Source organism: Pseudarthrobacter kochi (assembly GCF_055412805.1).
Genome location: NZ_JBVAYV010000018.1, coordinates 1 through 25,611 on the forward strand (window position 1 = coordinate 1; position 25,611 = coordinate 25,611).

Here is a 25,611-nt window from a genome sequence, read left to right on the forward strand (position 1 = left end):
GCGGTGGGAGAGAAATCAAAAAACCTCCGAAACCACAACAACCCCCCCCCCGGGTCTAGGTGCCGCGCCGTCGTCGTTGAACCGGCTGGGTCACCTCACCGGGTCAGCCGCCGGCGATGCAGAATTCGTTGCCCTCGGGATCCTGCATGACGTCCCAATGGAAATCCCCGATCTCATTGCCCTCCACGAACGCGGCGCCGAGGGACTCCGCGAGGGCACGAAGCGCCTTGGGATCGGGCCCGTGGATGTCCAGATGCAGGCGGCGCCTGCCCCCGGTGGGCTTCCCGACCTGCTGGAAAGCCAGCTGCGGGGCGCCCGGACCGGCAGGCTGGAGCCAGACGAACTGTTCGAACCGCGAGGACACCGGGGTGCCCGGCAGCGCGGCCCAGAACCCCGCGAGGCGCTCGGCGTCCACGGCGTTGACCATGATCGTGGCGATGCGGGCCGGGGGCGCCGCCGTGGGGTCGGATATTTCCATGTCGGCACTGTACGTGCCCACAATCCACTGACAGCGGAACCCCGGTGCGGCGTCGGCGCTGAATCCCTAGGATAGGACACGGCACGGTCCGGCGCACGCCGGTTCCGTGGCACGACAACAATCTTGAGGAGTGGACATGGCAGCAACACGCACCGCACACACTGTATGGAACGGCGACCTGATGACCGGCGCCGGCAATACCACGCTGGACAGCTCGGGCCTGGGCAACTTCGACGTCACCTGGAAGGCGCGGGCCGAGGCCTCCGAGGGCAAGACCAGTCCGGAAGAACTCATCGCCGCGGCACATTCGGCCTGTTTCTCCATGGCCTTCAGCCTCGCCGTCGCCCAGGCCGGCCACACCCCCGAGGAAGTCAACACCAAGGCGGATGTCACGTTCGTACCCGGCACCGGCATCACGGACAGCCACCTGACCGTCAGCGCCCGGATCCCGGGGATCACGGAGGACGAGTTCCAGCGCATCGCCGAGGAAGCCAAGGTCGGCTGCCCCGTCTCAGCCGCCCTCACCGGCATCAAGATCACCCTGGACGCCACCCTGGCCTCCTAGCGCCCCACGCGCCAACGGCGAAGGCCCCCGTTCCCTGCTGGTCAGGGACGGGGGCCTTCGCCCTCGCCCGGGCGGCCGGGCGGCCGCCCGGACTCGTGTCCGGGTCCGGGCTTAGTGTCCGGCCTGGCGGGCCGGCAGCGGGGCCGGCTTCACGCGGCGGTAACCCTCGCGCAGCGGCGGCCGGTCGGTGGGCAGCTCCTGGATCATTTCCTTGAGCGCGCCAATGCCGTATTCCAACTGCGGGTCGGTGCAAGCGGCGTAGGCGTGCGGCGGGAAGGTCACTTCGATGTCGGGGGCAACGCCGAAGTTCTCGACACCCCACCCCACGCCTCCGGAGAACCAGGTGGCGTAGCGCGGCTGCGTCACGCCGGTCCCGTCAGCGAGGGCGAAGCGGTTGTCGATGCCCACGACGCCGCCCCAGGTCCGGGTGCCGATGACCGGGCCGATCCCCCGCAGTTTGGAGACCTGGGTGATGATGTCGCCGTCGGAGCCGGCGAATTCGTCGGTCAGGATGATGACGGGACCGCGCGGTGCGTGGTGCGGGTAGGTCCGCGGCTTCTCCCCGCGCGGCATGCTCCAGCCGGTGACCTTGCGGCCGATGAGTTCCGCGACGAGCTGGGAGGTGTGCCCTCCCCGGTTGCGGCGGACGTCGACGATCAGTCCGTCGAGGGCTGTTTCGGTGTCGAGGTCGCGGTGGAGCTGGGCCCAGCCGTTGGCCATCATGTCGGGGATGTGCAGGTACCCGAAGGTTCCCTGCGAGGCCTGCCGGACCGTCCGGCGGTTGGCGGCCACCCATTCCTGGTACCGCAGCCGCTCCTCGTCGCGGACCGGGACCACGGCGACCCGGCGCTGCTTGCCGGTCTGGCTTCCGTGCCCGGCGCCGTTGCGCAGGGTGAGCTCGACGGCGCGTCCCGCGGCGCCGACCAGCTGCATGGCGGGGGTGCGCGCTTCGGTGAGTTCCACGCCGTCGATCGCCAGCAGCACGTCGCCGGGTTTCGCATCAGCGCCCGGGCGGGTCAGCGGCGAGGTGGCGAGCGGGTCGGAGGACTCCCCCGCGAGGATCCGGGTGATCTCCCAGCCCCCGCCCGTGAACGCAAGGTCGGCGCCGAGCCGGCCCTGGCCGTTGCTGCCGTTCTCGGTGACGGCGGCCGGACGGACGTAGGCATGCGAGGTGCCCAGCTCGCCGTGGAGCTCCCAGAGCAGGTCCACGAGGTCGTCATGCGAGCCCAGGCGGTCCACAATCGGACGGTAGCGGGCATGCACCGAGTCCCAGTCCTGCCCGGCCATGTCTTCCGTCCAGAAGAAGTCGCGCTGGAGCCGCCAGGCTTCATCGAAGGCCTGGCCCCAGACGCTGAGCGGGTCGAGCTGCACGCGGATGCGGCTGAGGTCCACCTTGACCAGCTGGCCGGACTCCTCGTCAGCCTTCGCGTTGGCGGGCGAAACGCGGATCTGCTTGTCCTGCAGGACCACGACCTTCTCGCCGTCGCCGGAGAGCCGGTAGCTGTCGACGGCGTCCACGATGGTGCTGGTTGTGCGCCGGGCCAGGTCGAAACGGACAAGGGAGGGTGCAGCGTTCTTGTCCTCGAGGCTGGCGCGGCCCTCGCCGGTGACCCCGGAGAGCTCGCTGTCGAGCCAGAGCAGGGCCCCGGCAGTGGCGGTGAGGGCGGAGTAGTTCCCCTGCGGCACCGGCACGCTGATGACCCGGTGCGCGAGGCCCTCGGCGTCGACCCGGACCGCGGGAACCGGGTCCTTCGCTGTGCCGTCCGTGGCGGCGTCAGTGGCAGGAGTTGCTGCGGCGTCGGCCTCCTCGGACAGGTCAACGCCCGGGCCGAACGGCGAGGGGGTGTCCGCGGCGAGGGCGACGAGATAGGGCTTGATCGGGCTCGGGAAGGACAGGTCGAAGGAGTGCCCGTCGTAGACCGGGTCGAAGCTGCGGTTGGAGAGGAAGGCGAGGTACTTGCCGTCGGGGGTGAACGACGGCGATTCGTCGCGGAAGCGGCCGTCGGTGACGTCGATGATGGTGCGCGTCTCCGCCGCTGCGGCGTCGTCGACCGCGGTGAGGCGCAGCCGGCTGCGCGAGCCGAAGGAGGTGACCGGCTCGGACCAGCCCAGCCAGGCCGAGTCCGGGGACCAGCTGAAGCCTTCGATGCTGCCCTCGCCGATGCTGCTCACGAGGGACAGCGTGCCGGTCCGGGTGTCGGCGAGGTAGATGTCACCGAAAGCGGTGCCGACGGCCAGCCAGTTGCCGTCCGGGCTGGCCTCGATGGCGCTGGCCCGCGACGGCCTGGGAAAATCGATCCGGGTCAGCCCGGGGGACGCGCCGCGCTGCGCCGGGGCAATTTCCTCCGCCGGCCCGGCGGTGTCTGCGGCGTCGACGGTGGATTCGGCGGTGGCGTCAACGGTGGCCGTGCGGCCGGTTCCCGCCGCGGATGGTGCCGGGACCGTGGCCACGGCGTCACCCCGGGTAAAGGACGCAGCCGGGACGGGCCTGGGCAGGGATGTGCCGGCGTCGGAATCCGCGCCTGGCCGGGCTGGATTCTGCGGCGCCGGGACGGCCGGGGAATCCTGCGCTCCGACGCCCAGGGGCGCCGCGATTGCCTTCAGGTACAGGGCTTCGACGCCGTCGTGGTCGGCAACGTAGGCGATCCGGCCGGCGCCGAAGGGGCGGGGCAGGCGTGCCCGGACGCCGGGGGTGGCTTCCAGGACGCGCGAGGGGCCGTCCTTGTGCCGCAGCCAGTGCAGGGTGCCGTGGGCCTCCACGGCGCTGGAGCCGCCGGTGCGGTCCGGAACCACGTCGCCCAGGTGCCGTGACGGCTTCAGCGGCGCGGCGCGGCGGGCCTGGGAGGCGGATCCCAGCGAGATCCCGAGTTTGACGGCGTCCGCGCCGAGGTCCGGCAGCAGCCACAGCTCACCCGCCGATTCGAAGACGACGCGCCGGCCGTCGGTGGCGGCGTGCCGGACGTAGAAGTCCTCGTGGTCCGTGTGGCGGCGCAGATCAGAACCGTTGGGCAGCACGGAGTACAGGTTGCCGTAGCCCTCGTGGTCGGACAGGAAAGCGATCCGGCCGTCGACCCACATGGGGTCGGTCAGGTTGCCGTCCAGCTCGGCGGCGAGGCGTTCGAATTCGCCGTTCCCGTCGGCGTCGATCCACAGCTTGCCGGCGGCCCCACCCCGGTAGCGCTTCCACCATGCCGGCTCCCGCGAGAGCACGCTGGCGAGGACCACGGGGCGCTCGTCGCCGACGACCGGCCCGAACGCGACGGATTCCACCGGTCCCAGCGGGAGTTCAGTGGCCCAGCCGCCCGTGACGGGCAGGCTGTAGGCGTGGGTGTGCCGGCTGTCGGCCTGGCGGAAGGCGCTGGTGACCAGGACGTCGCCGTCGGGGGTGAAGCCCTTGACCCTGGTGGTGGCGTGGCCGAAGTAGCTCAACTGGCGGTAGCCGCCGCCGTCGACCTCCGCGGTGACAACTTCCGGGGACGTTCCCTGGACGACCGTCCACACCAGCCGCTTGCCGTCCGGCGTGAAGCGGGGGTTGCGGGCGGGCAGCTGCAGCGAGGAAACGCGCCAGGCGCGGCCCCCGCCGAGGGGCGCAATCCAGACGTCGTCCTCGGCCACGAAAGTGACCAGATCGCCGTGCAGATGCGGGAAACGGAAGTAACTCGAAGAGGTCATCGTTCGATCATAGTCAAGACCGGCCGTCCCGCCCGGGAGGTGTCCCCGCCGTGCCGGGCATGGTGAGATGGATCATGAGAATCATTGTTGCCGGAGCCTCAGGGCTGATCGGAACCGCCATTTCCCGCACCCTGCGCAGCGCCGGGCACGACGTCGGAACACTGGTCAGGCGTCCGCCCGCCTCGCCGGCAGAGTTCCAGTGGAACCCCGGAGAGGGCAGCATCGACGACACCGCGCTGAAGGGGGCCGACGCCGTCGTCAACCTTTCCGGCGCCGGTATTGGGGACCGGCCCTGGACCCGGTCCCGCATCAACGAACTCCGTGCCTCGCGGCTGGGGGCGACGCGGACCCTGACGGCGGCCATGGGGCGCCTGGACACTCCCCCGGCGGTCTTCCTGAGCCAGTCGGCCTCCGGCTACTACGGCGACGCGGGCCCGGCGGTGCTCCGGGAGAACGCCCCCGCCGGCAGCGGCGTGCTCGCCCGGATCTGCCTCGACTGGGAGGCAGCCGCGCACGAGGCCCCCGCCGGCGTCCGGGTGGTCACGCCCCGCACCGGCGTCGTCCTGAGCCGTTCCGGGGGCGCGTTGGGTCGGCTGATGCCGCTGCTCCGGCTGGGCGTGGGCGGACCGCTGGGCAGCGGCCGGCAGTACTGGCCCTGGGTCACGCTCCCCGATGTTGCCGGCGCCTGTGCCTTCCTGCTCAGCAGCCCACTATCCGGGCCGGTGAACCTGTGTGCCCCGGAAAGCGCGGATGTGAACTCGCTGATCGCCCAGCTGGCAGGTGCCCTGCACCGCCCGGCGGTGCTCCGCGTCCCTGCCCCGGTGCTGCGCCTGGTGATGGGCCAGCTGGCCAAAGAGCTGCTGCTCGCCAGCCAGCGGATGGAACCGGCTGCACTGGTAGGGGCCGGCTTTGAATGGCAGCACCCGTCGCTCGCCCAGGCAGCCGCCTGGGTGGCGGACCGCGGTCCAGAGTCCTGAGGAGCCCCGAGGTCCTGAGGAGCCCCGGCGGCGGTCAGCCGCCGGGGGCTTCGGCGCCTTCGCCGGTGTCTCCGGGGTCTCCGGGACCTCCGGTGTCAGCGGCGGGGAGGATGTCCTGGATCCGCCAGCGGCCCTCGACCGGCGCCAGGACCAGCCGCAGCCGCTGTTCCGGCCCCGCTGCCGCCTCGGCCAGCACCGCACCGGTTGCGTCGCGTTCCTGGTAGGCGGGCGTGCTCGCGGTGACGACCACCACCGCCTGGCCGGGGCCGGCGTCCCCCTCCGCGGCCACGCGGGTCAGGACGATGGTGAATCCGGCCAGCACCCGGCCGGATTCCTTGAGCCCGGCGCTGATCCGGCCGTCCGCCGCGGCCGCGGTCGACGCCGGCACGTTGACCTGCTCCAGCAGCCCGAAGTCCCCCGAACTGAACGCCAGGGAGCGAAGCCGGGCGAGTCCGCGGACTGCTTCACCGGGGTCCGGGGATGCCAGCTGTGCCGTCAGCCCGGGAGGGAGGCCGGCACCACCGGGGGCCGGCGCCGCGGATGCCGGGGCGGATTCCGTGACGGCACCGGGGTCCCTGGCGGAGAAACCCGGAATCAGGGCGGCACCGGCGGACCCCCAGACGGCGACAAGGATCCCCAGGAGTGCCACGCCCACGGCCACGGCCCGGAAGGCGCGGCCCGGAGGTGCCGGGCGGGCCGCGGAGGGCCGGAAGGAGCGCGTGCCCGCCGGACTCTGGCGGCCCGAGTGGCGGGCGGAGTGGCGCGCGCTGAGGCGCCCGGCCCCCGGAGGCACGGCGGCAGGAAACGGCGCGGCCACGCGGGGCCAGCGGAAGCGGTGCGGCAGGGACCGGAGCTGCTCGGCCCGCCGCTCCCGGGCGGTGCCGGGCAGGGCGCGGCGGGTCAGCAACTGCCCAATGACCGTGGGGTGGACCGAAACGGAGAGGTCCACCGGTGCCGCTCCGGCGCTGCGGTGAACGGCGGCCGCCAGCTCGGCGGCGGTGGGCCGGAGCCTGCGGTCCTCCTGAAGCCCGGATTCCAGGGCTGCGGCCAGCGCCGGCGGAACCCCGGGAACCAGCAGCGGCAGCGGCGGACGCTGCGCACCGGGCTCTGGAGGGTGGCCGGTGAGGCAGAACCAGCCCACGGCAGCGAGTGAATACACATCGCGCTCCGGTTGCAGCCCGGCGCGGACGGCGTCCACCGGGGCCGGGTCGCTAAAGCCCTCGGTCCCGGCCCCGGACACCGCCCTGGCGTCAGCCACCATGCGTGCCACGCCCAGATCGGCGAGCAGCGGTTTGCCGTGTGCCGTGAACAGCACATTGCCGGGTGAGACGTCGCCGTGGGTGAAGCCCTGTCCATGCAGGTACGCGAGGGCCTGCGCGATCGGGGTCAGGACAGTCACTGTCTCCCCCGGCCCCAGCGTCCCCCGGCTGGCCACGAGCTGCCCCAGCGAGCCGCCCGCCGCGTAATCCATGGTCAGCCCGAGGTTTCCCCCGGCTCCCCCGCCCAGCCGGACGACGTCGTGCGCCCTCACCAGGTGCTCATGGTCCAGGGCGGAGAGTATTCGGGTCTCGCGCCGGGCAGCGTCCTCCGCGTCATCCCGGCCGGGCCCGTCGCCGGCGGCGAAGCATTTCAGCGCATACTCGCGCCCGGTCGACTGTGCACTCACCAGCCACACCGTGGCGCTGCCGCCGCGCCCCAGGCAACGGCCGACGTCGTATCCGGGAACCTCGGGCGCCGAAGCGCCGGACGGCGCGTAATCTTCCATAACCAAGGAATAGCCGATCCCGCGGAATCCCGCAGAAGTTATCCACAGGCCGTGAGAGCATCGCCACAGAATCGGTCGCCGCGACAGCCGGGGTCTAAGCTGGATGCCATGACTCTTGAGTTCTCCCAGCTGGGTCTCGCCCCGGAATTCGTCGAATATACCCGCGGCTGGGACATCCAGCGCGAACTCCATGGGAGGGTCCTCGCCGGCACTGCCCCCAGTACGGTCCTGCTGCTCGAACACGCCGCCGTGTACACGGCCGGCAAGCGCACCGAGGACCACGAACGCCCCTTTGACGGCACTCCCGTGGTTCCCGTGGACCGCGGCGGCAAACTCACCTGGCACGGTCCGGGACAGCTCGTTGGCTACCCCATCATCAAGCTCAGGAACAAGGCCGGCATCCGCGACTACGTGGAGCGGCTCGAAGCCGTGATCATCGCCGTCCTGGCCGACTTCGGCATCCACGCGGTCCGGATCAGGGGCCGCGCCGGCGTCTGGATCGGCCAGGACGCGAACGGTCCCGCGCGGAAGATCGCCGCGATCGGCATCCGCGTCCACGAGGGCGTCACCATGCACGGCTTTGCGATCAACTGCAACAACGACCTCGCGCCCTACGCCCAGATCATCGCCTGCGGCATTACCGACGCCGGCGTCACCACCATCTCGCAGGAGACGGGCCGGGACGTCACCCCCGCCGACCTCGTTTCGCGGATCATCGAAGAACTGCGCAACAATGAAGAAGCGCTAGTTGCAACCCACGAAGGAGCTCTACTGTGACCCTGGCACCAGAAGGCCGGAAAATGCTGCGTATCGAGCAGCGCAATGCGGCCACCCCGGTGGAACGCAAACCGGATTGGATCAAGGCCAAGGTCCAGATGGGTCCCGAGTTCGTCCAGCTCAAGAAACTCGTCAAGAAGGAAGGCCTCCACACCGTGTGTGAAGAGGCCGGCTGCCCCAACATCTTCGAATGCTGGGAAGACAAAGAAGCCACCTTCCTGATCGGCGGCTCCGAATGCACCCGGCGCTGCGATTTCTGCCAGATCGACACCGGTAAGCCCTCCCCCGTGGACGTTTTCGAACCCACGAAGGTGGCCCGCTCGGTCCTGGCGATGCAGCTCCGCTACGCCACGGTCACCGGCGTGGCCCGGGACGACCTCGCCGACGAGGGCGTCTGGCTCTACGCCGAAACGGTCCGCAAGATCCACGAACTCAACCCGGGCACCGGCGTCGAGCTCCTGATCCCGGACTTCTCCGGCAAGCCCGAGCACATCGAAGCGATCTGCGACTCCAAGCCCGAGGTATTCGCCCACAACGTTGAGACCGTGCCGCGGATTTTCAAGCGCATCCGTCCCGCGTTCCGTTACGAGCGGTCGCTGGACGTCATCACCCAGGGCCGCAAGCTCGGCATGGTCACCAAGTCCAACCTGATCCTGGGCATGGGCGAGACCCGCGAGGAAATCTCCGAGGCGCTGCGCGACCTGCACGAGGCCGGCTGCGACCTGATCACCATCACCCAGTACCTGCGCCCGTCCGAGCGGCACCTCCCGGTTGACCGGTGGGTCAAGCCCCAGGAGTTCGTGGACCTGCAGCAGGAAGCCGACGAGATCGGTTTCCTGGGCGTCATGTCCGGGCCGCTGGTGCGTTCGTCCTACCGCGCCGGCCGGCTCTGGGCCACTGCAATGCGCAAGAAGGGTTGGGAAATCCCGGCCCAGCTCGCCCATATCGAAAGCTCGGGCAGCACCCGCCAGGAAGCCAGCTCGCTGCTCGCGGCGCACTCCTGAATCCAGCTGCAACGATCACGGCGAAGGGCCGGAACCGGAGGAATCCGGCGTCCGGCCCTTCGCGGTCCATCACGTAGAATTAAGGCACTATGGCGAACTCCCCTGATTCCAGCAACTCCACTCCGGCTTCTGATGCTCCGAAGCGCGGCCTTTTTTCGCGCAAGCCCAAGGCGGCCAAGGTCAAGAAGCCGAGCCGCCTGAAGCAGATCGGCGAGGTCTTCCAGATGACCCGCCAGCACGATCCCATGGTCCCGTGGCTCATGCTGCTGGCGTTCCTCGGCGTCGTGGCTGTCAGCTTCGTCATTGGATTCCTGCTGGACAACTGGATCACCGGCCTGATCATCGGCATCCCGCTGGGCGTCCTCGCGGCAACCCTGATCCTGTCCCGGCGCGCCGAGCGGGCCGCCTTCGCCCGGATTGAAAACCAGCCCGGCGCCTCAGGCGCCGCACTGGGCACGCTCAAGCGCGGCTGGATCGTCGAAGAACAGCCCGTCGCCGTAAACCCCCGCACCCAGGACGCCGTCTTCCGCGCCATCGGCCGTCCCGGCGTCGTGCTCGTCAGCGAGGGCCCCAGCACCCGGGTCAAGCCGCTGCTCGACGCCGAACGCAAGCGGCTCGCCCGCATCCTGCCCAACGTCACCATCCACGTGATTGAAAGCGGCCGCGGCGAGGGCCAGGTTCCGATCAGCCAGGTCGCCAAGAAGATGACCAAGATGAAGAACGAACTCACCAAGCTCGAGGTCAGCACGGTCTCCAAGCGCATCTCCTCGCTCGGCAGCCGCCTGCCCATCCCCAAGGGCATCGATCCTTACAAGGCCCGTCCGGACCGCAAAGCAGCCCGCGGACGCTAGGCCACCCGCCAGAGAACAGGTTCGCCCCGGTCACCGCCTTCCAGGTCGGCAGCCGGGGCGTTTCCTTTTGCCCGCGATATCCCTTCGTCCCCCTGTGTCCCCTATGTCCCCTATGTCCCCTCGGGACAGAATCTGGAGCTCCGCCATGAAACTGCCGTCCACGTCTGCCGTGATTCGGATCTTCCGGGCCCTGGCTGTCGCCGAGGCCTTCAGCTGGGCCGCGCTCCTGGTGGGCATGTTCCTCAAGTGGGTCACCCGGACCACGGAGCTCGGCGTTGAGATCGCGGGACCGATCCACGGGGCTTTCTTCATTGGCTACGGGATCTCAGCATTGAGCCTGTGGGGCATGCAGCGCTGGCCCTTCCGGGTGGCCTTGTTCGCCGGGCTCTCCGCGGTGTTCCCGTTCGCCACGGTGGGGTTTGAGCGCTGGGCGGGCCGCCGCGGCTACCTGACAGTCCGGGCCGCGCAGGCTGCTTCAACGCCGGCCCGGGAGCGTGCGGGCGAGAAGGCCGGAGTCTAGCTCCGCCCGGAACTTCGGCGCCGGCGGGCGATACGGCCGGGTTCCGGCACCACCGACACATCCATGTGACTCAAATGGCCGCTACACGAGGAGGTTTAGCGGCCATTCGTGGCAACCGGACGCCATGCGAGGAGGCTAAGAGCTACATCCGGATCAGGACGGTGTTCATGGCCTTGTCGTGGAGTCCGCGGTGGTCCGGGTCAAAGATGACGGCGGGGATCACAAGGCACAGCAGGAGGCTGCGGACCAGGGCCGGCAGCGGACCGGCCGGGCCGCCGCCGAGCCGGATCACGTGGATCCCCACGATGCGGTGGCCGATGCTGTAGCCGAGGGTGCCGACCAGCAGCGCCTGTTCGATCGCGAAAACGGCAAGGGTTGCCCAGGGGTCTCCGGCGAATGCGTAATTGCTGATCAGCAGCGCGATGCCCCAGTCGATGCAGATGGCCACGATGCGCCGGCCGGCGCGGGCAATGGACCCCGGTCCGGACTCGGGCAGGCCCAGCCGCTCCCCCGGGTACTTCGAAATGCCGGATGTGTCCGGCCCGCTGAGCCATGAGCCTATGTCTTTGCGATCAACCACCCTCCAAGACTATCGGCAATGGACGCCCGCCCGGCGCTGTTCAGAGTGTGGACACTTGGCGGCCACACTCTGGTCACGGATAGGCCACGTTGTGGACAGCGACTACCGTTTACCTGTCAGGGCATTCTGTAACCTGCCGGAAACAAAGCGGACACCATCGGGAAATCCCTTGTCCTTAGGGTGGTAACAGTTGCTAGCGGCATAGGAGCGGGGCAGACGTTTGTGTTTTCCCCGCTGTCGGACTGCGCTGGACCACACGGCCTGACGGCCAGATCTTTCACATGCATAAGGAGCATAGATGTTCAAGACTGCGGACGAAGTCCTCAAGTTCATCAAAGACGAAGACATCAAATTCGTTGATATCCGCTTCACCGACCTCCCGGGCGTTCAGCAGCACTTCAACGTCCCCGCGAAGAGCGTTGACGCAGACTTCTTCGTCAACGGCCAGCTTTTCGACGGATCGTCGATCCGCGGCTTCCAGGGCATCGCCGAATCTGACATGCAGCTCATCCCGGACGTCACGACTGCGTTCGTTGACACCTTCCGCATTGAGAAGACGCTCGCGCTGAACTTCTCGATCGTGAACCCGCGCACCGGTGACCCGTACCACCGCGACCCCCGCGGCGTGGCCGAAAAGGCCGAGGCCTACCTGGCTTCCACCGGCATCGCCGACACCGCATTCTTTGCCCCCGAGGCCGAGTTCTTCGTCTTCGACAACGTCCAGTACCAGTCCTCCCCGCAGGGCAGCTTCTACAAGATCGACTCCGAGGAAGCACACTGGAACACCGGCCGCGAAGAAGAGGGCGGAAACCTCGGCTACAAGACCCCGGTCAAGGGCGGCTACTTCCCGGTCTCCCCCACCGACAAGCAGGCCGACCTCCGCGACGCCATGTGCATCGCCCTGGACGAGGCTGGCCTTGAGGTCGAGCGCAGCCACCACGAGGTCGGTTCCGCCGGCCAGGCTGAGATCAACTACAAGTTCACCACCCTGACCCATGCGGCTGATGACCTGCAGAAGTTCAAGTACGTCATCAAGAACACCGCCGACGCCTGGGGCAAGTCGGTCACCTTCATGCCGAAGCCGGTCTTCGGCGACAACGGCTCGGGCATGCACTGCCACCAGTCGCTGTGGACCAATGGCGAACCGCTGTTCTACGACGAAAAGGGCTACGCGGGTCTTTCCGACATGGCCCGCTGGTACATCGGCGGCCTGCTGAAGCACTCCTCGGCCGTCCTGGCCTTCACCAACCCGACGGTGAACTCCTACCGCCGCCTGGTCAAGGGCTTCGAAGCTCCGGTCAACATGGTCTACTCGCAGGGCAACCGCTCCGCCGGTATCCGCATCCCGATCACGGGCTCCAACCCGAAGGCCAAGCGCATCGAGTTCCGCGCTCCGGACCCCTCCTCCAACCCGTACCTGGCCTTCGCAGCCCAGCTGATGGCCGGCATTGACGGCATCCGCAACCGCATCGAACCGCCGGCTCCGATCGACAAGGACCTCTACGAGCTGCCCGCCGAGGAAGCCAAGGACATCCCCAAGGCTCCCGGCACGCTCGAAGAAGCCCTGGATGCCCTGGCCGAGGACAACGAGTTCCTCCAGGCCGGCGGCGTCTTCACCCAGGACCTGATCGACACCTGGATCGAGTACAAGTACGAGTACGAGATCCGTCCGCTTTCGCTGCGCCCGAACCCGTACGAGTTCGAGCTGTACTACGGCGTCTAGCCACCAGCGGCGTTCCGACAGGCTTTCCGGCAAAGGACTGCGCAACGGCGGCCCCCACCTTTTGGTGGGGGCCGCCGGTCGTTAAGCCATCGCCTCGTGGTGCCGCTGCGGCTCAGAACGCCCGGTAGAACGTCCGCTGCGGCCCGGCGCCGCCGCCCGGATACTGCCCGCGGTCCTCGAACCCGGCCCTGCGGTAGGCGGCCTGCCCGGCAGGGTTTTCCTCGTTGACGGACAGCACGACGCCGGCCTGGCCACCGCCGAGGGCTGCCGTCAGTTTCGCGGCCGCCCGCACGGCGGCATCGGCAGCCAGCGTGCCGAGCCCCCGGCCCTGCTGCCGGCGGTCGATCAGGAAGCCGCGCAGCAGCCAGGCCGAGTCGTCGTCCGCCCAGCCGGCCAGTGTCGCGGCGCCGGCCTGCAGCGTCAGGACCCCGACTGCGGATCCGTTGGCGTCGATCGCAAAGGGCTGGCGGGAGTCCTCTTCGAGCCCGATAAGCACCATCCGCAGCGGGTCGCCGACGAATCTGCGCTGGTCTTCGGTGACTTCGAGCTCGGCGATCTCGCCCAGCTTGATGGCGCCCGCGTCGTCGTCGAGGTTCTTCAGCGGCAGCAGCCACACATTTTCAGGCATAACAGAAGCGTACCCACACCGGCGGGCGTACCCACACCGGCGGGCGCGCCCGCGCCGGCTCCTGGGCCGGCCGGCTCAGAGGGCCGCGTCCTTCGGCGGCCCGGCCGGGTCCATCCAGAAGACTTCCCACAGGTGGCCGTCCGGGTCCTGGAAGCTGTGGGTGTACATAAAGCCGTAGTCCTGGGCTTCCTGGGACGGTGCGCCGCCGGCGGTCAGCGCCTTCCGGATGAGCTCGTCGACGGCTTCGCGGCTGTCCAGCGAGAAGGACATGATGACTTCGGCGGCCCCGGAGACGTCCGCGACGGCCTTGGACGTGAAGGTCTTGAAATACGACTCGACGAGCAGCATCACAAACGCGTCGTCGTTGACAATCATGCACGTGGCGTTCTCGTCGGTGAAGTCAGGATTGAACGAAAAACCCAGCGCGGTGAAGAACTCCACCGTCTTGTTGAGGTCCTTGACGGGGAGGTTCACAAAGAGTTGTCTGGCCATGCGGATAAAGTAGCACCGCGCCCGCGGAGTGTCAGCCCCCGGACGCTCCCCTTGGGTGACCCGCCGGAGCGCCGGAGGGAGTCACTGGCCGTAGAAAACGCGCTCAAACACACTCCGCGCCCGGCGGCTGAGCCGGAGGTAGTCCTCCTCGAGGGCGGCGGCGTTGCCCTGCCCGTAACCGCACCAGCGGGCCACCGCCTCCAGGTCCCGGCGTGAGGACGGCAGCACGTCCGAGGCCCGGCCGGTCCAGATCACATTGGCCGAGCGGATCCGGCTCGCCAGGCGCCAGGCCCGGAGCAGGATCACCACGTCCCCCGCGTCGAGGAGGCCGACGGCGGCCGCGGCCTCGAGCGCCTCGACGGTGGACGTGGTCCGCAGCCCGGGGCGCTGTCCGGCGTGCTGCAGCTGCAGCAGCTGGGCCAGCCATTCGACGTCGCTGAGGCCGCCGCGGCCCAGCTTCAGGTGCCGGGCAGGGTCCGCTCCGCGGGGCAGCCGCTCAGCTTCCACCCGGGCTTTGACGCGCCGGACCTCGCGCACGTCCTGCTCGGAGAGCGATTCGGGGTAACGGATGGTGTCGATCAGTGCCACGAAGTCGGCGGCCAGCCCGTCGTCGCCCGCCATCGGGCGTGCCCGCAGCAACGCCTGCGCCTCCCAGACCAGCGACCACCGGCGGTAGTACTCGGCGTAGGACTCCAGCGACCGCACCATCGGCCCGCTCTTGCCCTCCGGGCGCAGGTCGGCATCAACCATCAGGACGCGCTCGGCGAGGATGGCGGGCTTGAGCGGCTGGGTCAGCAGGGTGGAGAGCCTGCTCACGATCTGCAGCGCCTGATGCTGTGCTTCGTCCTCCGGGACCCCGGGAAGCCCGCGGTGCACGTACATGACGTCAGCGTCCGAGCCGTAACCGATCTCCCGGCCGCCCTGGCGTCCCATCGCCACCACGAGCACGTGCGTCTTGAGCGGCCCTTCGGCCGCGACCATGGTTTCCGCGACGCGCAGTGCGCCCAGGACCGCGGCCCGGTCGGTGTCGGCCAGCGCTGCGCCGACCTGGTCCTGGTCCAGCAGCCCGGCGCTGTCCGCGATCGCGATCCGCAGGATCTCGCGACGCCGGATCAGCCGGATGAGGCGCATGGCGCTTTCCGGCTCGGCGTGCCGGGACATCTTCGAGGCAATCTCCAGCCACTGCGCCTCGAAGGTCAGCGGCACCAGTTCCTTGTCCGAGCCGAGCCAGGCCACGGATTCGGGCGAGACCTCCAGCAGGTCCGCGATCAGCCGGGAGTTGGACAGCACATGGCACAGGCGTTCGGCCGCCGCCGTCGAGTCCCGGAGCATGCCGAGGTACCAGTGGGTGGTGCCGAGGGCTTCACTGACGCGGCGGAAGGCCAGCAGACCGGCGTCGGGGTCCACGCCCTCCGCGAGCCAGCCGAGCAGGATGGGCAGGAGCTGGCGCTGCAGCGCAGCCCGCCGGCTGACCCCGCCCGTCAGCGCTTCGATGTGCCGCATGGCGCCGACCGGGTCGAGGTAGCCCAGCGCCGCGAGGCGCCCCTGCGCGGCTTCCGGGCTGAGCCTGGCTTCCTCGCTGCTGAGCGAGGCGGCGGTGTTGAGCAGCGGTCGGTAGAAGATCCGCTCGTGCAGCTCCCGGACAGAGCGCTTGGTTTTCCGCCAGGTCTCTTCCAGGGCGTCGGGTTTGGGCCGCCCGCTGGAGAAAGGTCCGAGGACGGCTTTGGCGAGGGAGCGCAGCGAGGCTTGCGAGACCGGCATGAGGTGGGTGCGGCGCAGCTGGAAGAGCTGGATCCGGTGTTCGAGCAGCCGGAGGTACCGGTAGCATCGGTCGAACTCGGCCGCGTCGGAGCGGCCGATATAGCCGCCGGCGGACAGGGCGGCGATGGCCGAGGTGGTGTCGCGGCAGCGCAGCGTCTCGTCGGATTTGCCGTGCACCAGCTGCAGCAGCTGGACAGTGAATTCGACGTCGCGGAGTCCCCCGCGGCCCAGCTTGATCTGCCGCTGCTCCTCCTCGGCGGGGATGTGTTCAGTGACCCGGCGGCGCATCGACCGGACCGACTCCACGAAACCTTCGCGGCCGGCGGAGGACCAGATCAGCGGCGCGACGGCGGCTTCGTAGCGGGCGCCGAGATCGAGGTCCCCGGCGATGGTCCGCGCTTTGAGCAGCGCCTGGAATTCCCAGCTCTCCGCCCAGCGGGCGTAGTAGCTCTCGTGCGAAGCCAGGGTCCTGACCAGCGGCCCGGACTTGCCCTCCGGGCGCAGGTTCGCGTCGACCTCCCACAGCCCGGGTTCGCGGCCGACGGACATGATGGCCCGGGAGATGCCGGTGGCCAGGGCTGTACCGATCGTGTTGGCACGCGGGTCATCGAGCCCGCCGGAATCAATGACGTAGATGACGTCGACGTCGGAGATGTAGTTGAGTTCGCGGGCGCCGCATTTGCCCATGCCGATGACGGCAAGCCCGACGTCGGCCACCTCGCCGGCGCTGAAATGCCCGGCGGCCTCAGCCCTGGAGACGGCCAGGGCCGCCTCGATCGCAGCGCCGGCCAGGTCCGCCAGTTCGGCGCCGGCGGCGGGCATGAAGTCCAGCGGGTCGGCCGCGCAGAGGTCTTTGACAGCAAGCTCGACGAGACCGCGCCGGTACTCTGCGCGGAGCGCCACGTAACCTTCCTGGCCGGTCAAACCGGCCACCGGGCGGAAGGATTTCGGATCCGCCCGCACCGAGCGCAGCAACCGGGCGCGCAGGCCGGCGGCATCCGCGGCCCGCGGTTCCGGGCTGGCCGTCACTTCGAAGGCGTCAAGGTGTTCCGGGTGGCGGATCAGGAATTCTCCCAGCGCCTCGGAGGCGCCCAGCACCCGGTACATGGGCTCGCTGCGTTCCAGCTCGGCGACCGCCAGCTTCCGCAGGTCCGGGTGCTTTTCGATCAGCCGGACGAGGGACTGCAGCGCCGTATCCGGGTTTGCGGCCAGCTGCAGCCCGGCGAAAAGAATCTCCTGGTCCAGTCCCGCCAGCTCCGGGGCAGCAAGGAAGCGTTCGCCTTTTTCCAGGTCCCCGAAACCGGCCGCAATGAGGCGTCGTGCCAGGCTCACCCGGGCCGCCTAGAGGATGCCGAGGTTGCGCTGCAGCTCGTAGGGCGTGACCTGGAGACGGTAGTCCTGCCACTCGGCACGCTTGTTGCGCAGGAAGTGTTCGAACACCTGCTCGCCGAGGATCTGCGGCATCAGCTCGGAATCCTCCATGGTCCGGATTGCTTCGTGCAGGCTGGCCGGCAGCGGATCGTGGCCCATCGCCCGGCGCTCGGCCGAACTCAGCGACCAGATGTCGTCCTCGGCGGCGGCGGGGAGCTGGTAGCCCTCCTCGATGCCCTTCAACCCGGCACCAAGCAGCACGGCGTAGGCCAGGTACGGGTTGGCCGCGGAATCGATGCCGCGGTATTCGATCCGGGCGGACTGGCCCTTGCCCGGCTTGTACAGCGGAACCCTTACCAGGGCGGAGCGGTTGTTGTGGCCCCAGCTGAGGTAGCTCGGGGCTTCTCCCCCGCCCCAGAGCCGCTTGTAGGAGTTCACGAACTGGTTGGTGACCGCAGTGAATTCGGGCGCGTGCTTGAGGATGCCGGCCATGAACTGACGCGCCGTCTCGGAGAGCTGGAATTCCGCTCCGGCCTCGTAGAAGGCGTTGGTGTCGCCCTCGAAGAGCGAGAAGTGGGTGTGCATGCCGGATCCCGGGTGGGCGGTGAACGGCTTCGGCATGAAGGTGGCGTAGGTACCCTGCTGCAGCGCGACCTCCTTGATCACTGTGCGGAACGTCATGATGTTGTCCGCGGTCTGCAGGGCGTCCGCGTAACGCAGGTCGATCTCGTTCTGGCCCGGGCCGGCCTCGTGGTGGCTGAACTCGACCGAGATGCCGACCGATTCCAGCATGGTCACGGCCGTGCGGCGGAAATCCTGCGCCACGCCGCCGGGAACGTGGTCGAAGTAGCCGCCCTCGTCCACCGGGACAGGCGAACCGTCGGGGCCCGGATGCTGGGACTTCAGCAGGTAGAACTCGATCTCGGGGTGCGTGTAGCAGGTGAAGCCCATGTCCGCGGCCTTGGCCAGGTTGCGCTTGAGGACGTTGCGCGGGTCCGCGGAGGAGGGTTCGCCGTCGGGCGTCAGGATGTCACAGAACATCCGCGACGTCGCTTCGGTCTCGCCGCGCCACGGCAGGATCTGGAAGGTGGCGGGGTCCGGCTGGGCCAGCATGTCGGACTCGAACACGCGGGCCAGGCCCTCGATGGAGGAGCCGTCAAAGCCCAGGCCCTCCTCGAACGCGCCTTCCACTTCGGCCGGGGCCAGTGCCACGGACTTCAGCGATCCGACGACGTCGGTGAACCACAGCCGCACGAACCGCACGTCGCGCTCTTCGATCGTCCGCAGGACAAACTCTTGCTGGCGGTCCATACTGGCCTCTTTCCGGGTCTTTCGTCCGTGCCCCAGGCCCGTCGTGCATGGGTCCCGCAGCTGCTCATGGTTCACTTTACTAATCATTGCCACCGATTGCTGGCACAGCTGCCCTGCGTAACACAGCGTTAACACTTGGAGGCGGAAATTAGCCGTCCCGGGCCACCGCACCGGCGTCCGGCTGGTGCCCGTGTGATGTGATTCACCTGACCACGGGCTGGAGCCCGGTAGCTAGGACCCGCGGCATCGCACTACGCTCATGCCATGGCCACAAGCACCAGCCCCGATTCCAGCATGCCCGCAGAACTAACCGCCCCCTACGGCAGCGGCCCGGCCGCGCAGGCCGCAGGCACGCCCGCGGCTCCGCCCGCAGGGCAGGAGCCTGGCGGACGGACGCCGGTGGCGAAAATCCGCACCCACCACCTGCGCCAGGCCAAGCTCAACGGTGAGCGCTTTGCCATGCTGACCGCCTATGACCAGTACACGGCGGAGATCTTCGACCAGGCCGGCATCGAAGTCCTCCTCGTGGGAGACTCGGCCTCCAACAACGTCTTCGGCAACGAGACCAGCCTGCCCGTCACCGTGGACGAGCTGCTCCCGCTGTGCCGCGCCGTCACCCGCTCGGCCAGGCGTGCCCTCGTCGTGGCGGACCTGCCCTTCGGCAGCTACGAGGTCTCCGCGCAGCAGGCTGTGGCCACCGGCGTCCGGTTCCTGAAGGAAGGGCTCGCCCACGCGGTCAAGATCGAGGGCGGAAAGTTCTACGCCGAGACCGTCCGGGCCATGGTCCAGGCCGGCATCCCGGTGATGGCGCACATCGGATTCACGCCGCAAAGCGAGCACGCCCTCGGCGGCTACCGGGTCCAGGGCCGCGGCGATGACGCCCAGCGGCTGATCGACGACGCCGTTGCCCTCGCCGACGCCGGAGCGTTCTGCGTCCTGATGGAAATGGTTCCGGCGGCGACGGCGGCAGCCGTGGACGCCGCCGTCGACGTCCCCACCATCGGCATCGGCGCCGGCAACGCAACCACCGGCCAGGTACTCGTGTGGCAGGACATGGCGGGCCTGCGCGGCGGCAGGATGGCCAAGTTCGTCAAACAGTACGCGGACCTGCGCACCTCCCTCAGCGACGCCGCCAAGGCCTACGGCGAGGACGTGCGCTCCGGCCAGTTCCCCGGCCCCGAGCACTCCTTCTAGGCCAAGGCTCCCCGCAGGCCGGCGCTGGGGCCGGACTTTCGTCACTACCGCTGCGGCTTGCAGCGCCACCTCATCCTTCACGGGCGATGCGGGCACTGGTGGAGGAGTAGCCACGGACTCAGTTTCGACTCACATCCGGGACGTCCTGCTGTGGAGCTTCCGGTTCTTCATCCGGATGTCCGCACTCATGGTGTGGTTCCGCTGCCTGTTTGACATGGTCGGCGACAGCACCCTGAGCGGCCGGATCAATGCCGGCACAACGACGCGGATTCGGCGGCGGCCAGGTCCCGGGCGAGGGTCGTCCTGCCGGAACCGGGGAGCCCATTGACCAGGACCAGCCCGGCCAACCCGGCGCGCCTAGTCGTCCTCGTCGCCCTTTTCCCAGGATTCGTTGCGGGCTTTGACCTTCTCGAGGGCGTGTTCGGCCTCTTCCCGCGTCTTGTACGGGCCAATCAGCTGGCTCCAGTCGGACATGGCGTCCTCTTCAACCTCGTGCGTGTTGACGTTGTACCAGTACTCCGGCATCGCTGCTCCTCAGCTCTCATGGTGGCGCCCCGCGAGTGTCTCTCGGCGCTTGTCTAGTGGCGTTGGTTTCTGTGCCTCCGGCCGGGGCCTTATATGATCAATGTATGCCTTCTCTAGCCTCGACTGCACCCATCGGCACCCTGGTCGCGGGAGCTGTCAGCCCGCAGCTGCCCGTTCCGGCGTCGATCCCGCGCCCCGAATACGTGGGCAAGCCCGCGCCGGCCAAGTTCACCGGTTCCGAGGTCAAGTCGGCGGAGACCATCGAGAAGATCCGCGTCGCCTCGCGGATTGCCGCGCAGGCCATCGTGGAGGTCGGCAAGCACATCCAGCCCGGTGTCACCACGGACCAGCTGGACCGGGTGGGCCACGAGTTCCTGCTCGACCACCACGCCTATCCGTCCACCCTCGGCTACCGCGGCTTTCCAAAGTCCCTGTGCTCGTCGTTGAACGAAGTCATCTGCCACGGCATCCCGGACAGCACAGTGGTTCAGGACGGCGACATCGTCAACATCGACATCACGGCCTTTATCGGCGGCGTGCACGGCGACACCAACTACACATTCCTGGCCGGCGACGTTGACGAGGAATCCCGCCTCCTCGTCGAGCGCACCCAGGAATCCCTGAACCGCGCCATCCGCGCCGTGGCCCCGGGCCGCGAAATCAACGTGATCGGCCGCACCATCGAATCCTACGCGAAGCGCTTCGGCTACGGCGTCGTCCGCGACTTCACCGGCCACGGCGTGGGCGAAGCCTTCCACACCGGCTTGATCATTCCGCACTACGACGCCGCCCCGGCCTACAACACGGTCATGGAAACCGGTATGGTCTTCACGATCGAACCGATGCTGACACTGGGCACCGTGGACTGGGACATGTGGGCCGATGACTGGACCGTGGTCACCCGGGACCGCAAACGCACCGCGCAGTTCGAGCACACCCTGCTGGTCACGGATACCGGCGCCGAGGTGCTGACCCTCCCCTGAGCCCCGCGCCACCAGAAGATCCCGGTCTTCGCCCGCCGGCCCTGGGCCGCACCCTCCTAGCTCCGCCCCCTGCCACGAACGGAACCACATTGGCCAAGAAGGACGAGAAGTCGAAGAAGAACGACCCGCTGATCGGCATCGACATCGGCGGCACCGGGATCAAGGGCGGGATCGTCGACCTGAAGAAGGGCAAGCTGATCGGTGACCGCCTGCGCATCCCCACCCCGCAGCCCTCGACGCCCGAATCCGTTGCCGAAGTCGTGGCCCAGGTTGTCGCCGAACTGTCCGCCCGGCCCGACGCGCCGGCACCGGACTCGCCCGTGGGCGTCACCTTCCCCGGCATCATCCAGCACGGTGTGGTCCACTCCGCCGCCAATGTGGACAAGTCGTGGCTGGAAATGGACATCGATGCCCTGCTGACGGCCCGTCTCGGCCGCCCGGTGGAGGTCATCAACGACGCCGACGCCGCAGGCCTGGCAGAGGCACGCTTCGGCGCGGGCGAGTTCGTCGCGGGGACGGTGCTGGTCATCACGCTCGGCACCGGGATCGGCTCGGCCTTTATCTTCGACGGCAAGCTTGTTCCCAACGCCGAGCTCGGCCACCTTGAAATCGATGGGTTCGACGCCGAGAGCAAGGCCTCAGCCGTGGCCCGCGAGCGGGACGGCCTGAGCTGGGAGGAGTACAGTGTGCTGCTCCAGCGGTACTTCTCCCACGTGGAGTTCCTCTTCTCCCCGGAACTGTTCATCGTCGGCGGCGGCATCTCGAAACGGGCCGACGAATACCTGCCGCGGCTGCAGCTGCGCACGCCGATCGTCCCGGCCGAGCTGAAGAACGACGCCGGAATCGTCGGCGCCGCCCTCGAGATCGCGCTGAAGCACAAACTGGCCAAGTAGCCAATGAGCTATCACTCCGGGTCGTCCTGAACACTGGGAACGACCCGGAGTGATAGCTCATCTTTTTCTTTGGTGCCGGTGGTGGCTGCGGCTTCCCCTCCGCTGCCACCACCGGAGTCTGTCGGCCGGTGCCGGTGGTACTGGAGCCGGTGCTCCTAGAGCGGGCTCTTCTGCTGGCTTGTGCCTTCGCGGCCCTTGGTCTCGGCCTCATGGCGGAGCAGGGAGATGGCGGCTTCGAAGTCCTCAAGGGATTCGAAGGCCTGGTAGACGCTCGCGAAGCGCAGGTAAGCAACCTCGTCGAGCCGCTGGAGCGGGTTGAGGATGGCGAGGCCGACTTCATGGGCATCGATCTCCGCGGCGCCGGAGGCCCGGATGGTCTCTTCGACTTCCTGGGCGAGCATGGCGAGGTCGTCCTCGGTGACGGGACGGCCCTGGCAGGCCTTGCGGACGCCGTTGATGACCTTGCTGCGGCTGAACGGCTCACCGACGCCTGACCGCTTGATCACGGTGAGGCTGGTGGTCTCGACAGTAGTGAAGCGTCGCCCGCACTCGGGGCACTGCCGGCGTCGTCGGATGGCCGAGCCGTCGTCGGCGATCCGGCTGTCCACCACACGCGAATCAGGGTTCCGGCAAAACGGGCAATACATGGCGTTTCCTCCCCTGTCGCAAGTCCATGTCAGGTCGCACATCGATGTCACTTGGCTCCGCCATCAGTTTACGACTAGATGTAGCTGAATAACAAGCGTGTAATTACTACATGTAGTGGTCAGGCGCCCTGGGCGAACCGAATGGTAACCGCTTCGCCGTGCGCCGGGAGGTCCTCCGCCCCGGACAGGCTCACGATGTGCCCGCTGACCTCTTCCAGGGCGGCGCGGGAGTAGTTGATGACCTGGATGGCGCGCAGGAAGGTGGTCACGTTCAGTCCGGAGGAGAACGCCGCCGTGCCGCTGGTCGGCAGCACGTGGTTGGACCCGGCGCAGTAGTCGCCCAGGCTGACGGGGCTGTAGTCCCCGACGAAGATCGCCCCGGCGCTGCGGATCCTGCCTGCGACCGTGGCCGCGTCCGCCGTCATGATTTCCAGGTGTTCGGCGGCGTAGGCGTTGCACGCCGCGATGCCCTGGTCGAGGTTGTCCACCAGGACGACTCCGGACTGTGGGCCTGAGAGTGCCTCACGGACCCGGCTGCTGTGTTTGGTCAGTGCCGCCTGGCGGTCGAGTTCCACCCGGACGGCGGCGGCGAGGGCCTCGGAGTCGGTGATCAGCACGGATGCCGCCTTGGGGTCGTGCTCGGCCTGGCTGATCAGGTCGGCCGCGACCAGGCGCGGCTGAGCCGTGGCGTCGGCCAGGATCGCAATCTCCGTGGTGCCGGCCTCGGAATCGATGCCCACCACGCCCTTGACGAGGCGCTTCGCGGTGGCGACGAAGACGTTGCCGGGGCCTGTGACGACGTCCACCGGGTCCAGTCCGGCCTTCCCTGCTGAGGCGGGGATGCCGTAGGCGAAAGCCGCGATGGCCTGGGCGCCGCCGATCGCGTAGACCTCTTCGATCCCGAGCAGGCACGCTGCGGCAAGGATCGTGGGGTGTGGGAGGCCGTCGAAGTCCTTCTGCGGCGGGGATGCCAGTGCGATGGATTCGACGCCGGCGGCGAGGGCCGGGACAACGTTCATGATCACGGAGGACGGGTAGACCGCCAGGCCGCCGGGAACGTAGAGGCCGACGCGTGCCACGGGGACCCAGTTCTGGCTGACCACCGCGCCTTCTCCGAGTTCGACGTCGGTGTCCGCCGGGCGCTGGGCGTCGGCAAAGCGGCGGGCACGCTTGATGGACTCTTCCAGGGCTGCCCGCACGGCGGGGTCGAGCCCGGCCAGGGCTGCCGTCAGCGCTTCCGCGGGGACCCGGGGATGCGCCTGCTCCACGCCGTCGAACGTCCGGGCCAGTTCGCTGAGTGCCTCGAAGCCGCGGGTGCGGACGGCGTGGATGATGTCCAGGACCTTCTGCTCGGCATCAGCCATGGTGCCGGCCCTGGCCCGGGGTACCGCGGCGCGGAGACCCGCGAGGGTCAGGCGCTGGCCGCGGAGGTCGACGGTGCGGAAGTTGGGGTCGGCGGGAGCCTGGGGCGCAGTTGCGGCCGGCACGGAGCTGTCAGCTGAAAGGGTCACCTGTTCATTTTACGTGCCGCGCCGGCGAGTCCCGGACCTGTTACTTCGGGGCCGCTACCCGGTGGGCTGTTCGGTATCCCCGAGGTCAGCCGCGTGGCCTGCATCCGGAGCCGGCTTGCTGAAGACGGTGTTCAGGAAGACGGCCAGGGCAGTGGCGGCCGGCCAGATCGCCAGGACAGCCAGGGACCGCAGCGAGAAGGCGATGCTGGCGCTGGCCGAGGTGTCCGCCGGCGCGCCCCACCACAGGCCGCACAGCACGCCCGTCCCCCAGGCCGCGAGGGCGCCCAGCGCTCCGGCGCCGACTGCCAGGAGAACGTCCCCGCCGGACGGGCCTTTGTGCCTGCTGCCGGACGCAACAGCGCCCGAAATGCAGCCGGCCAGCAGGAACAGGCCCGCCAGGATGAGGTCCCGCAGCAGCCACCCTTCCGTGTTTCCGCCGCCCCGCAGCTCAGGATTGCCGGACAACAGGTTCAGTCCCGAGGGGGCCAGGAGCCACCACAGCAACCCCGCCGGAATGCCGGCAGCGGCGATGGCCGCGGCTTTCCGCCACGTCACGGCGCGGACGCCCGGTTCCCGTACCGGCCGGGCGGAACCGTGCGGGGCGTCCTGCGGGAACTGGCCGTGTACTGCGGGCTGTGTCATGCAACAAACCTTAACAAGCTTTCCGGTGCCGGGACACATGACACCGCGCGTCCGGCGGATGACGTTCCACATGACGGCTCCGGGTAAACAAGTACCGCCGCCGTTCGCAGGCGCAATACGCTGACAGGGTAGGAACATCACGCACGTGCAGCAGGGAGTTGGATCGCAGTGGCCACAGAGGACCAAGCCTTCGAGGGAACGTTCCGGGAGATGTTCCGCCGGCACGCGGCCGGAGTGGCCATCATCACCGCCTACTTCAACGGCGTCCCTTTCGGCTTCACGGCGACCTCGGTGGCCTCGCTCTCGGCGAAGCCGCCCCGGTTCACGTTCAACATGGCCCGCACGTCCAGTTCCTGGCCGGCCGTGGCCAACGCCACGTACATCGGCGTCCACATGCTGGGGCTGGACAACCAGGAGCTTGCGGACCGGTTTGCCCGGACCAGCAACCGCTTCGAGGGGGATCACTGGGCGCTCGGACCCCATGAGGTGCCGATCCTGAACGACGTCGCCGGCTGGCTGATCGGCAAGGTCCAGATGCGGCTCTCCTTCGAGAACAACGCTGTGGTGGTGGTCGAGGTCGTGGAAGGCGAAGTGGGTGCCGACCGCGCGCCCTTGCTCTACCACTCGGGCTCCTATGGCCAGCCCGTGCCGCTCGACTACGAGATCTGACCTGTCACCTCTCGAGGTGACACTTAATGCCCATGTCTTTGAGCGGCATGGGCATTAACTGTCACTTCGGCG

23 protein-coding genes are annotated in these 25,611 nt (G+C 68.7%); 11 read left to right on the plus strand and 12 right to left on the minus strand.

Annotation, left to right across the window (positions count from 1 at the left end; all coding sequences use genetic code 11):
• Positions 1-103: 103 nt before the first annotated feature.
• Positions 104-478 carry a VOC family protein gene (locus ACZY0Y_RS10555; RefSeq protein WP_463882676.1) on the minus strand — a complete coding sequence of 125 codons (375 nt, stop codon included), beginning with the start codon at positions 476-478 and terminating at the stop codon, positions 104-106.
• A gap of 136 nt (positions 479-614) precedes the next feature.
• Here ACZY0Y_RS10555 and ACZY0Y_RS10560 point away from each other — a divergent pair, with 136 nt between their 5' ends.
• Positions 615-1,043 (plus strand): OsmC family protein, encoded by a 429-nt coding sequence (locus tag ACZY0Y_RS10560; protein ID WP_056431323.1) that lies wholly within the window; start codon positions 615-617, stop codon positions 1,041-1,043.
• A gap of 111 nt (positions 1,044-1,154) precedes the next feature.
• Here the strand turns inward: ACZY0Y_RS10560 and ACZY0Y_RS10565 are convergent, their stop codons facing one another.
• On the minus strand, positions 1,155-4,715 hold the full coding sequence (locus tag ACZY0Y_RS10565) for a S41 family peptidase (protein WP_463957891.1): 3,561 nt from the start codon (positions 4,713-4,715) through the stop codon (positions 1,155-1,157).
• Between the two features lie 74 nt (positions 4,716-4,789).
• Between ACZY0Y_RS10565 and ACZY0Y_RS10570 the strand changes: the two genes are divergently transcribed.
• On the plus strand, positions 4,790-5,692 hold the full coding sequence (locus ACZY0Y_RS10570) for a TIGR01777 family oxidoreductase (RefSeq protein WP_463957892.1): 903 nt from the start codon (positions 4,790-4,792) through the stop codon (positions 5,690-5,692).
• 34 nt (positions 5,693-5,726) lie between these two features.
• On the opposite strand, the gene ACZY0Y_RS10575 is transcribed toward ACZY0Y_RS10570, so the two are convergent.
• A complete protein-coding gene (locus ACZY0Y_RS10575) occupies positions 5,727-7,457 on the minus strand; it encodes a serine/threonine-protein kinase (protein WP_463957894.1) in 1,731 nt (576 codons plus the stop codon).
• Between the two features lie 108 nt (positions 7,458-7,565).
• Between ACZY0Y_RS10575 and lipB the strand changes: the two genes are divergently transcribed.
• The 4 genes from lipB (at position 7,566) to ACZY0Y_RS10595 (ending at position 10,609) form a co-directional block, all read left to right on the plus strand.
• A complete protein-coding gene (lipB, locus tag ACZY0Y_RS10580) occupies positions 7,566-8,234 on the plus strand; it encodes a lipoyl(octanoyl) transferase LipB (RefSeq protein ID WP_463957896.1) in 669 nt (222 codons plus the stop codon).
• Positions 8,231-9,238 carry a lipoyl synthase gene (lipA, locus tag ACZY0Y_RS10585; protein ID WP_463882660.1) on the plus strand — a complete coding sequence of 336 codons (1,008 nt, stop codon included), beginning with the start codon at positions 8,231-8,233 and terminating at the stop codon, positions 9,236-9,238. Before lipB ends, lipA begins: the two co-directional genes overlap by 4 nt.
• Positions 9,239-9,327: 89 nt before the next feature.
• Positions 9,328-10,089, plus strand: coding sequence for a DUF4191 domain-containing protein (locus ACZY0Y_RS10590; RefSeq protein ID WP_024366188.1), 762 nt, complete (start codon positions 9,328-9,330; stop codon positions 10,087-10,089).
• Between the two features lie 145 nt (positions 10,090-10,234).
• Entirely contained in the window at positions 10,235-10,609 is a 375-nt protein-coding gene (locus tag ACZY0Y_RS10595; RefSeq protein ID WP_463882658.1) for a DUF3817 domain-containing protein, read from the plus strand.
• 142 nt (positions 10,610-10,751) lie between these two features.
• Here ACZY0Y_RS10595 and ACZY0Y_RS10600 read toward each other — a convergent pair whose 3' ends face one another.
• Positions 10,752-11,189, minus strand: coding sequence for an RDD family protein (locus ACZY0Y_RS10600; RefSeq protein ID WP_463882656.1), 438 nt, complete (start codon positions 11,187-11,189; stop codon positions 10,752-10,754).
• A 298-nt stretch (positions 11,190-11,487) separates the two neighbouring features.
• Between ACZY0Y_RS10600 and glnA (ACZY0Y_RS10605) the strand changes: the two genes are divergently transcribed.
• Positions 11,488-12,912: a type I glutamate--ammonia ligase gene (glnA, locus tag ACZY0Y_RS10605; RefSeq protein WP_463882653.1), complete on the plus strand. Its 1,425-nt coding sequence runs from the start codon at positions 11,488-11,490 to the stop codon at positions 12,910-12,912.
• A 112-nt stretch (positions 12,913-13,024) separates the two neighbouring features.
• Here the strand turns inward: glnA (ACZY0Y_RS10605) and ACZY0Y_RS10610 are convergent, their stop codons facing one another.
• The 4 genes from ACZY0Y_RS10610 to glnA (ACZY0Y_RS10625) all read right to left on the minus strand — a co-directional run bounded on the left by ACZY0Y_RS10610 (position 13,025) and on the right by glnA (ACZY0Y_RS10625) (position 18,475).
• A complete protein-coding gene (locus ACZY0Y_RS10610) occupies positions 13,025-13,540 on the minus strand; it encodes a GNAT family N-acetyltransferase (protein ID WP_463957898.1) in 516 nt (171 codons plus the stop codon).
• Positions 13,541-13,615: 75 nt separating this feature from the next.
• The gene (locus ACZY0Y_RS10615; RefSeq protein WP_463882649.1) at positions 13,616-14,032 is read right to left on the minus strand and encodes a VOC family protein; all 417 of its coding nucleotides are present in this window, start codon (positions 14,030-14,032) and stop codon (positions 13,616-13,618) included.
• 81 nt (positions 14,033-14,113) lie between these two features.
• Positions 14,114-17,125 carry a bifunctional [glutamine synthetase] adenylyltransferase/[glutamine synthetase]-adenylyl-L-tyrosine phosphorylase gene (locus ACZY0Y_RS10620; RefSeq protein WP_463957900.1) on the minus strand — a complete coding sequence of 1,004 codons (3,012 nt, stop codon included), beginning with the start codon at positions 17,123-17,125 and terminating at the stop codon, positions 14,114-14,116.
• A gap of 9 nt (positions 17,126-17,134) precedes the next feature.
• The gene (glnA, locus tag ACZY0Y_RS10625) at positions 17,135-18,475 is read right to left on the minus strand and encodes a type I glutamate--ammonia ligase (RefSeq protein WP_463882643.1); all 1,341 of its coding nucleotides are present in this window, start codon (positions 18,473-18,475) and stop codon (positions 17,135-17,137) included.
• 264 nt (positions 18,476-18,739) lie between these two features.
• On the opposite strand from glnA (ACZY0Y_RS10625), the gene panB reads away from it, so the two are divergent.
• On the plus strand, positions 18,740-19,669 hold the full coding sequence (gene panB, locus ACZY0Y_RS10630) for a 3-methyl-2-oxobutanoate hydroxymethyltransferase (RefSeq protein ID WP_463957901.1): 930 nt from the start codon (positions 18,740-18,742) through the stop codon (positions 19,667-19,669).
• Positions 19,670-20,026: 357 nt separating this feature from the next.
• On the opposite strand, the gene ACZY0Y_RS10635 is transcribed toward panB, so the two are convergent.
• Complete coding sequence (locus ACZY0Y_RS10635) at positions 20,027-20,194, minus strand: SPOR domain-containing protein (RefSeq protein ID WP_128081649.1); 168 nt, start codon at positions 20,192-20,194, stop codon at positions 20,027-20,029.
• Between the two features lie 104 nt (positions 20,195-20,298).
• On the opposite strand from ACZY0Y_RS10635, the gene map reads away from it, so the two are divergent.
• A complete protein-coding gene (gene map, locus ACZY0Y_RS10640) occupies positions 20,299-21,177 on the plus strand; it encodes a type I methionyl aminopeptidase (RefSeq protein ID WP_463882639.1) in 879 nt (292 codons plus the stop codon).
• 89 nt (positions 21,178-21,266) lie between these two features.
• On the plus strand, positions 21,267-22,070 hold the full coding sequence (gene ppgK, locus ACZY0Y_RS10645; RefSeq protein ID WP_463882637.1) for a polyphosphate--glucose phosphotransferase: 804 nt from the start codon (positions 21,267-21,269) through the stop codon (positions 22,068-22,070).
• Positions 22,071-22,225: 155 nt separating this feature from the next.
• Here ppgK and nrdR read toward each other — a convergent pair whose 3' ends face one another.
• The 3 genes from nrdR to ACZY0Y_RS10660 all read right to left on the minus strand — a co-directional run bounded on the left by nrdR (position 22,226) and on the right by ACZY0Y_RS10660 (position 24,870).
• The gene (nrdR, locus tag ACZY0Y_RS10650; protein ID WP_463882634.1) at positions 22,226-22,717 is read right to left on the minus strand and encodes a transcriptional regulator NrdR; all 492 of its coding nucleotides are present in this window, start codon (positions 22,715-22,717) and stop codon (positions 22,226-22,228) included.
• A 119-nt stretch (positions 22,718-22,836) separates the two neighbouring features.
• On the minus strand, positions 22,837-24,228 hold the full coding sequence (gene hisD / locus ACZY0Y_RS10655) for a histidinol dehydrogenase (RefSeq protein ID WP_463957903.1): 1,392 nt from the start codon (positions 24,226-24,228) through the stop codon (positions 22,837-22,839).
• 54 nt (positions 24,229-24,282) lie between these two features.
• On the minus strand, positions 24,283-24,870 hold the full coding sequence (locus ACZY0Y_RS10660) for a hypothetical protein (RefSeq protein WP_463882631.1): 588 nt from the start codon (positions 24,868-24,870) through the stop codon (positions 24,283-24,285).
• Between the two features lie 210 nt (positions 24,871-25,080).
• On the opposite strand from ACZY0Y_RS10660, the gene ACZY0Y_RS10665 reads away from it, so the two are divergent.
• Entirely contained in the window at positions 25,081-25,539 is a 459-nt protein-coding gene (locus tag ACZY0Y_RS10665) for a flavin reductase family protein (protein WP_463957951.1), read from the plus strand.
• Positions 25,540-25,611 lie beyond the last annotated feature (72 nt).

Coding starts and splice junctions, on each gene's coding strand:
- ACZY0Y_RS10555 (WP_463882676.1), bottom strand. CDS start 478: ATGGAAATATCCGACCCCACGGCGGCGCCCCCGGCCCGCATCGCCACG.
- ACZY0Y_RS10560 (WP_056431323.1), top strand. CDS start 615: ATGGCAGCAACACGCACCGCACACACTGTATGGAACGGCGACCTGATG.
- ACZY0Y_RS10565 (WP_463957891.1), bottom strand. CDS start 4,715: ATGACCTCTTCGAGTTACTTCCGTTTCCCGCATCTGCACGGCGATCTG.
- ACZY0Y_RS10570 (WP_463957892.1), top strand. CDS start 4,790: ATGAGAATCATTGTTGCCGGAGCCTCAGGGCTGATCGGAACCGCCATT.
- ACZY0Y_RS10575 (WP_463957894.1), bottom strand. CDS start 7,457: ATGGAAGATTACGCGCCGTCCGGCGCTTCGGCGCCCGAGGTTCCCGGA.
- lipB (WP_463957896.1), top strand. CDS start 7,566: ATGACTCTTGAGTTCTCCCAGCTGGGTCTCGCCCCGGAATTCGTCGAA.
- ACZY0Y_RS10590 (WP_024366188.1), top strand. CDS start 9,328: ATGGCGAACTCCCCTGATTCCAGCAACTCCACTCCGGCTTCTGATGCT.
- ACZY0Y_RS10595 (WP_463882658.1), top strand. CDS start 10,235: ATGAAACTGCCGTCCACGTCTGCCGTGATTCGGATCTTCCGGGCCCTG.
- glnA (WP_463882653.1), top strand. CDS start 11,488: ATGTTCAAGACTGCGGACGAAGTCCTCAAGTTCATCAAAGACGAAGAC.
- ACZY0Y_RS10610 (WP_463957898.1), bottom strand. CDS start 13,540: ATGCCTGAAAATGTGTGGCTGCTGCCGCTGAAGAACCTCGACGACGAC.
- ACZY0Y_RS10615 (WP_463882649.1), bottom strand. CDS start 14,032: ATGGCCAGACAACTCTTTGTGAACCTCCCCGTCAAGGACCTCAACAAG.
- glnA (WP_463882643.1), bottom strand. CDS start 18,475: ATGGACCGCCAGCAAGAGTTTGTCCTGCGGACGATCGAAGAGCGCGAC.
- panB (WP_463957901.1), top strand. CDS start 18,740: ATGGCCACAAGCACCAGCCCCGATTCCAGCATGCCCGCAGAACTAACC.
- ACZY0Y_RS10635 (WP_128081649.1), bottom strand. CDS start 20,194: ATGCCGGAGTACTGGTACAACGTCAACACGCACGAGGTTGAAGAGGAC.
- map (WP_463882639.1), top strand. CDS start 20,299: ATGCCTTCTCTAGCCTCGACTGCACCCATCGGCACCCTGGTCGCGGGA.
- nrdR (WP_463882634.1), bottom strand. CDS start 22,717: ATGTATTGCCCGTTTTGCCGGAACCCTGATTCGCGTGTGGTGGACAGC.
- ACZY0Y_RS10660 (WP_463882631.1), bottom strand. CDS start 24,870: ATGACACAGCCCGCAGTACACGGCCAGTTCCCGCAGGACGCCCCGCAC.
- ACZY0Y_RS10665 (WP_463957951.1), top strand. CDS start 25,081: ATGTTCCGCCGGCACGCGGCCGGAGTGGCCATCATCACCGCCTACTTC.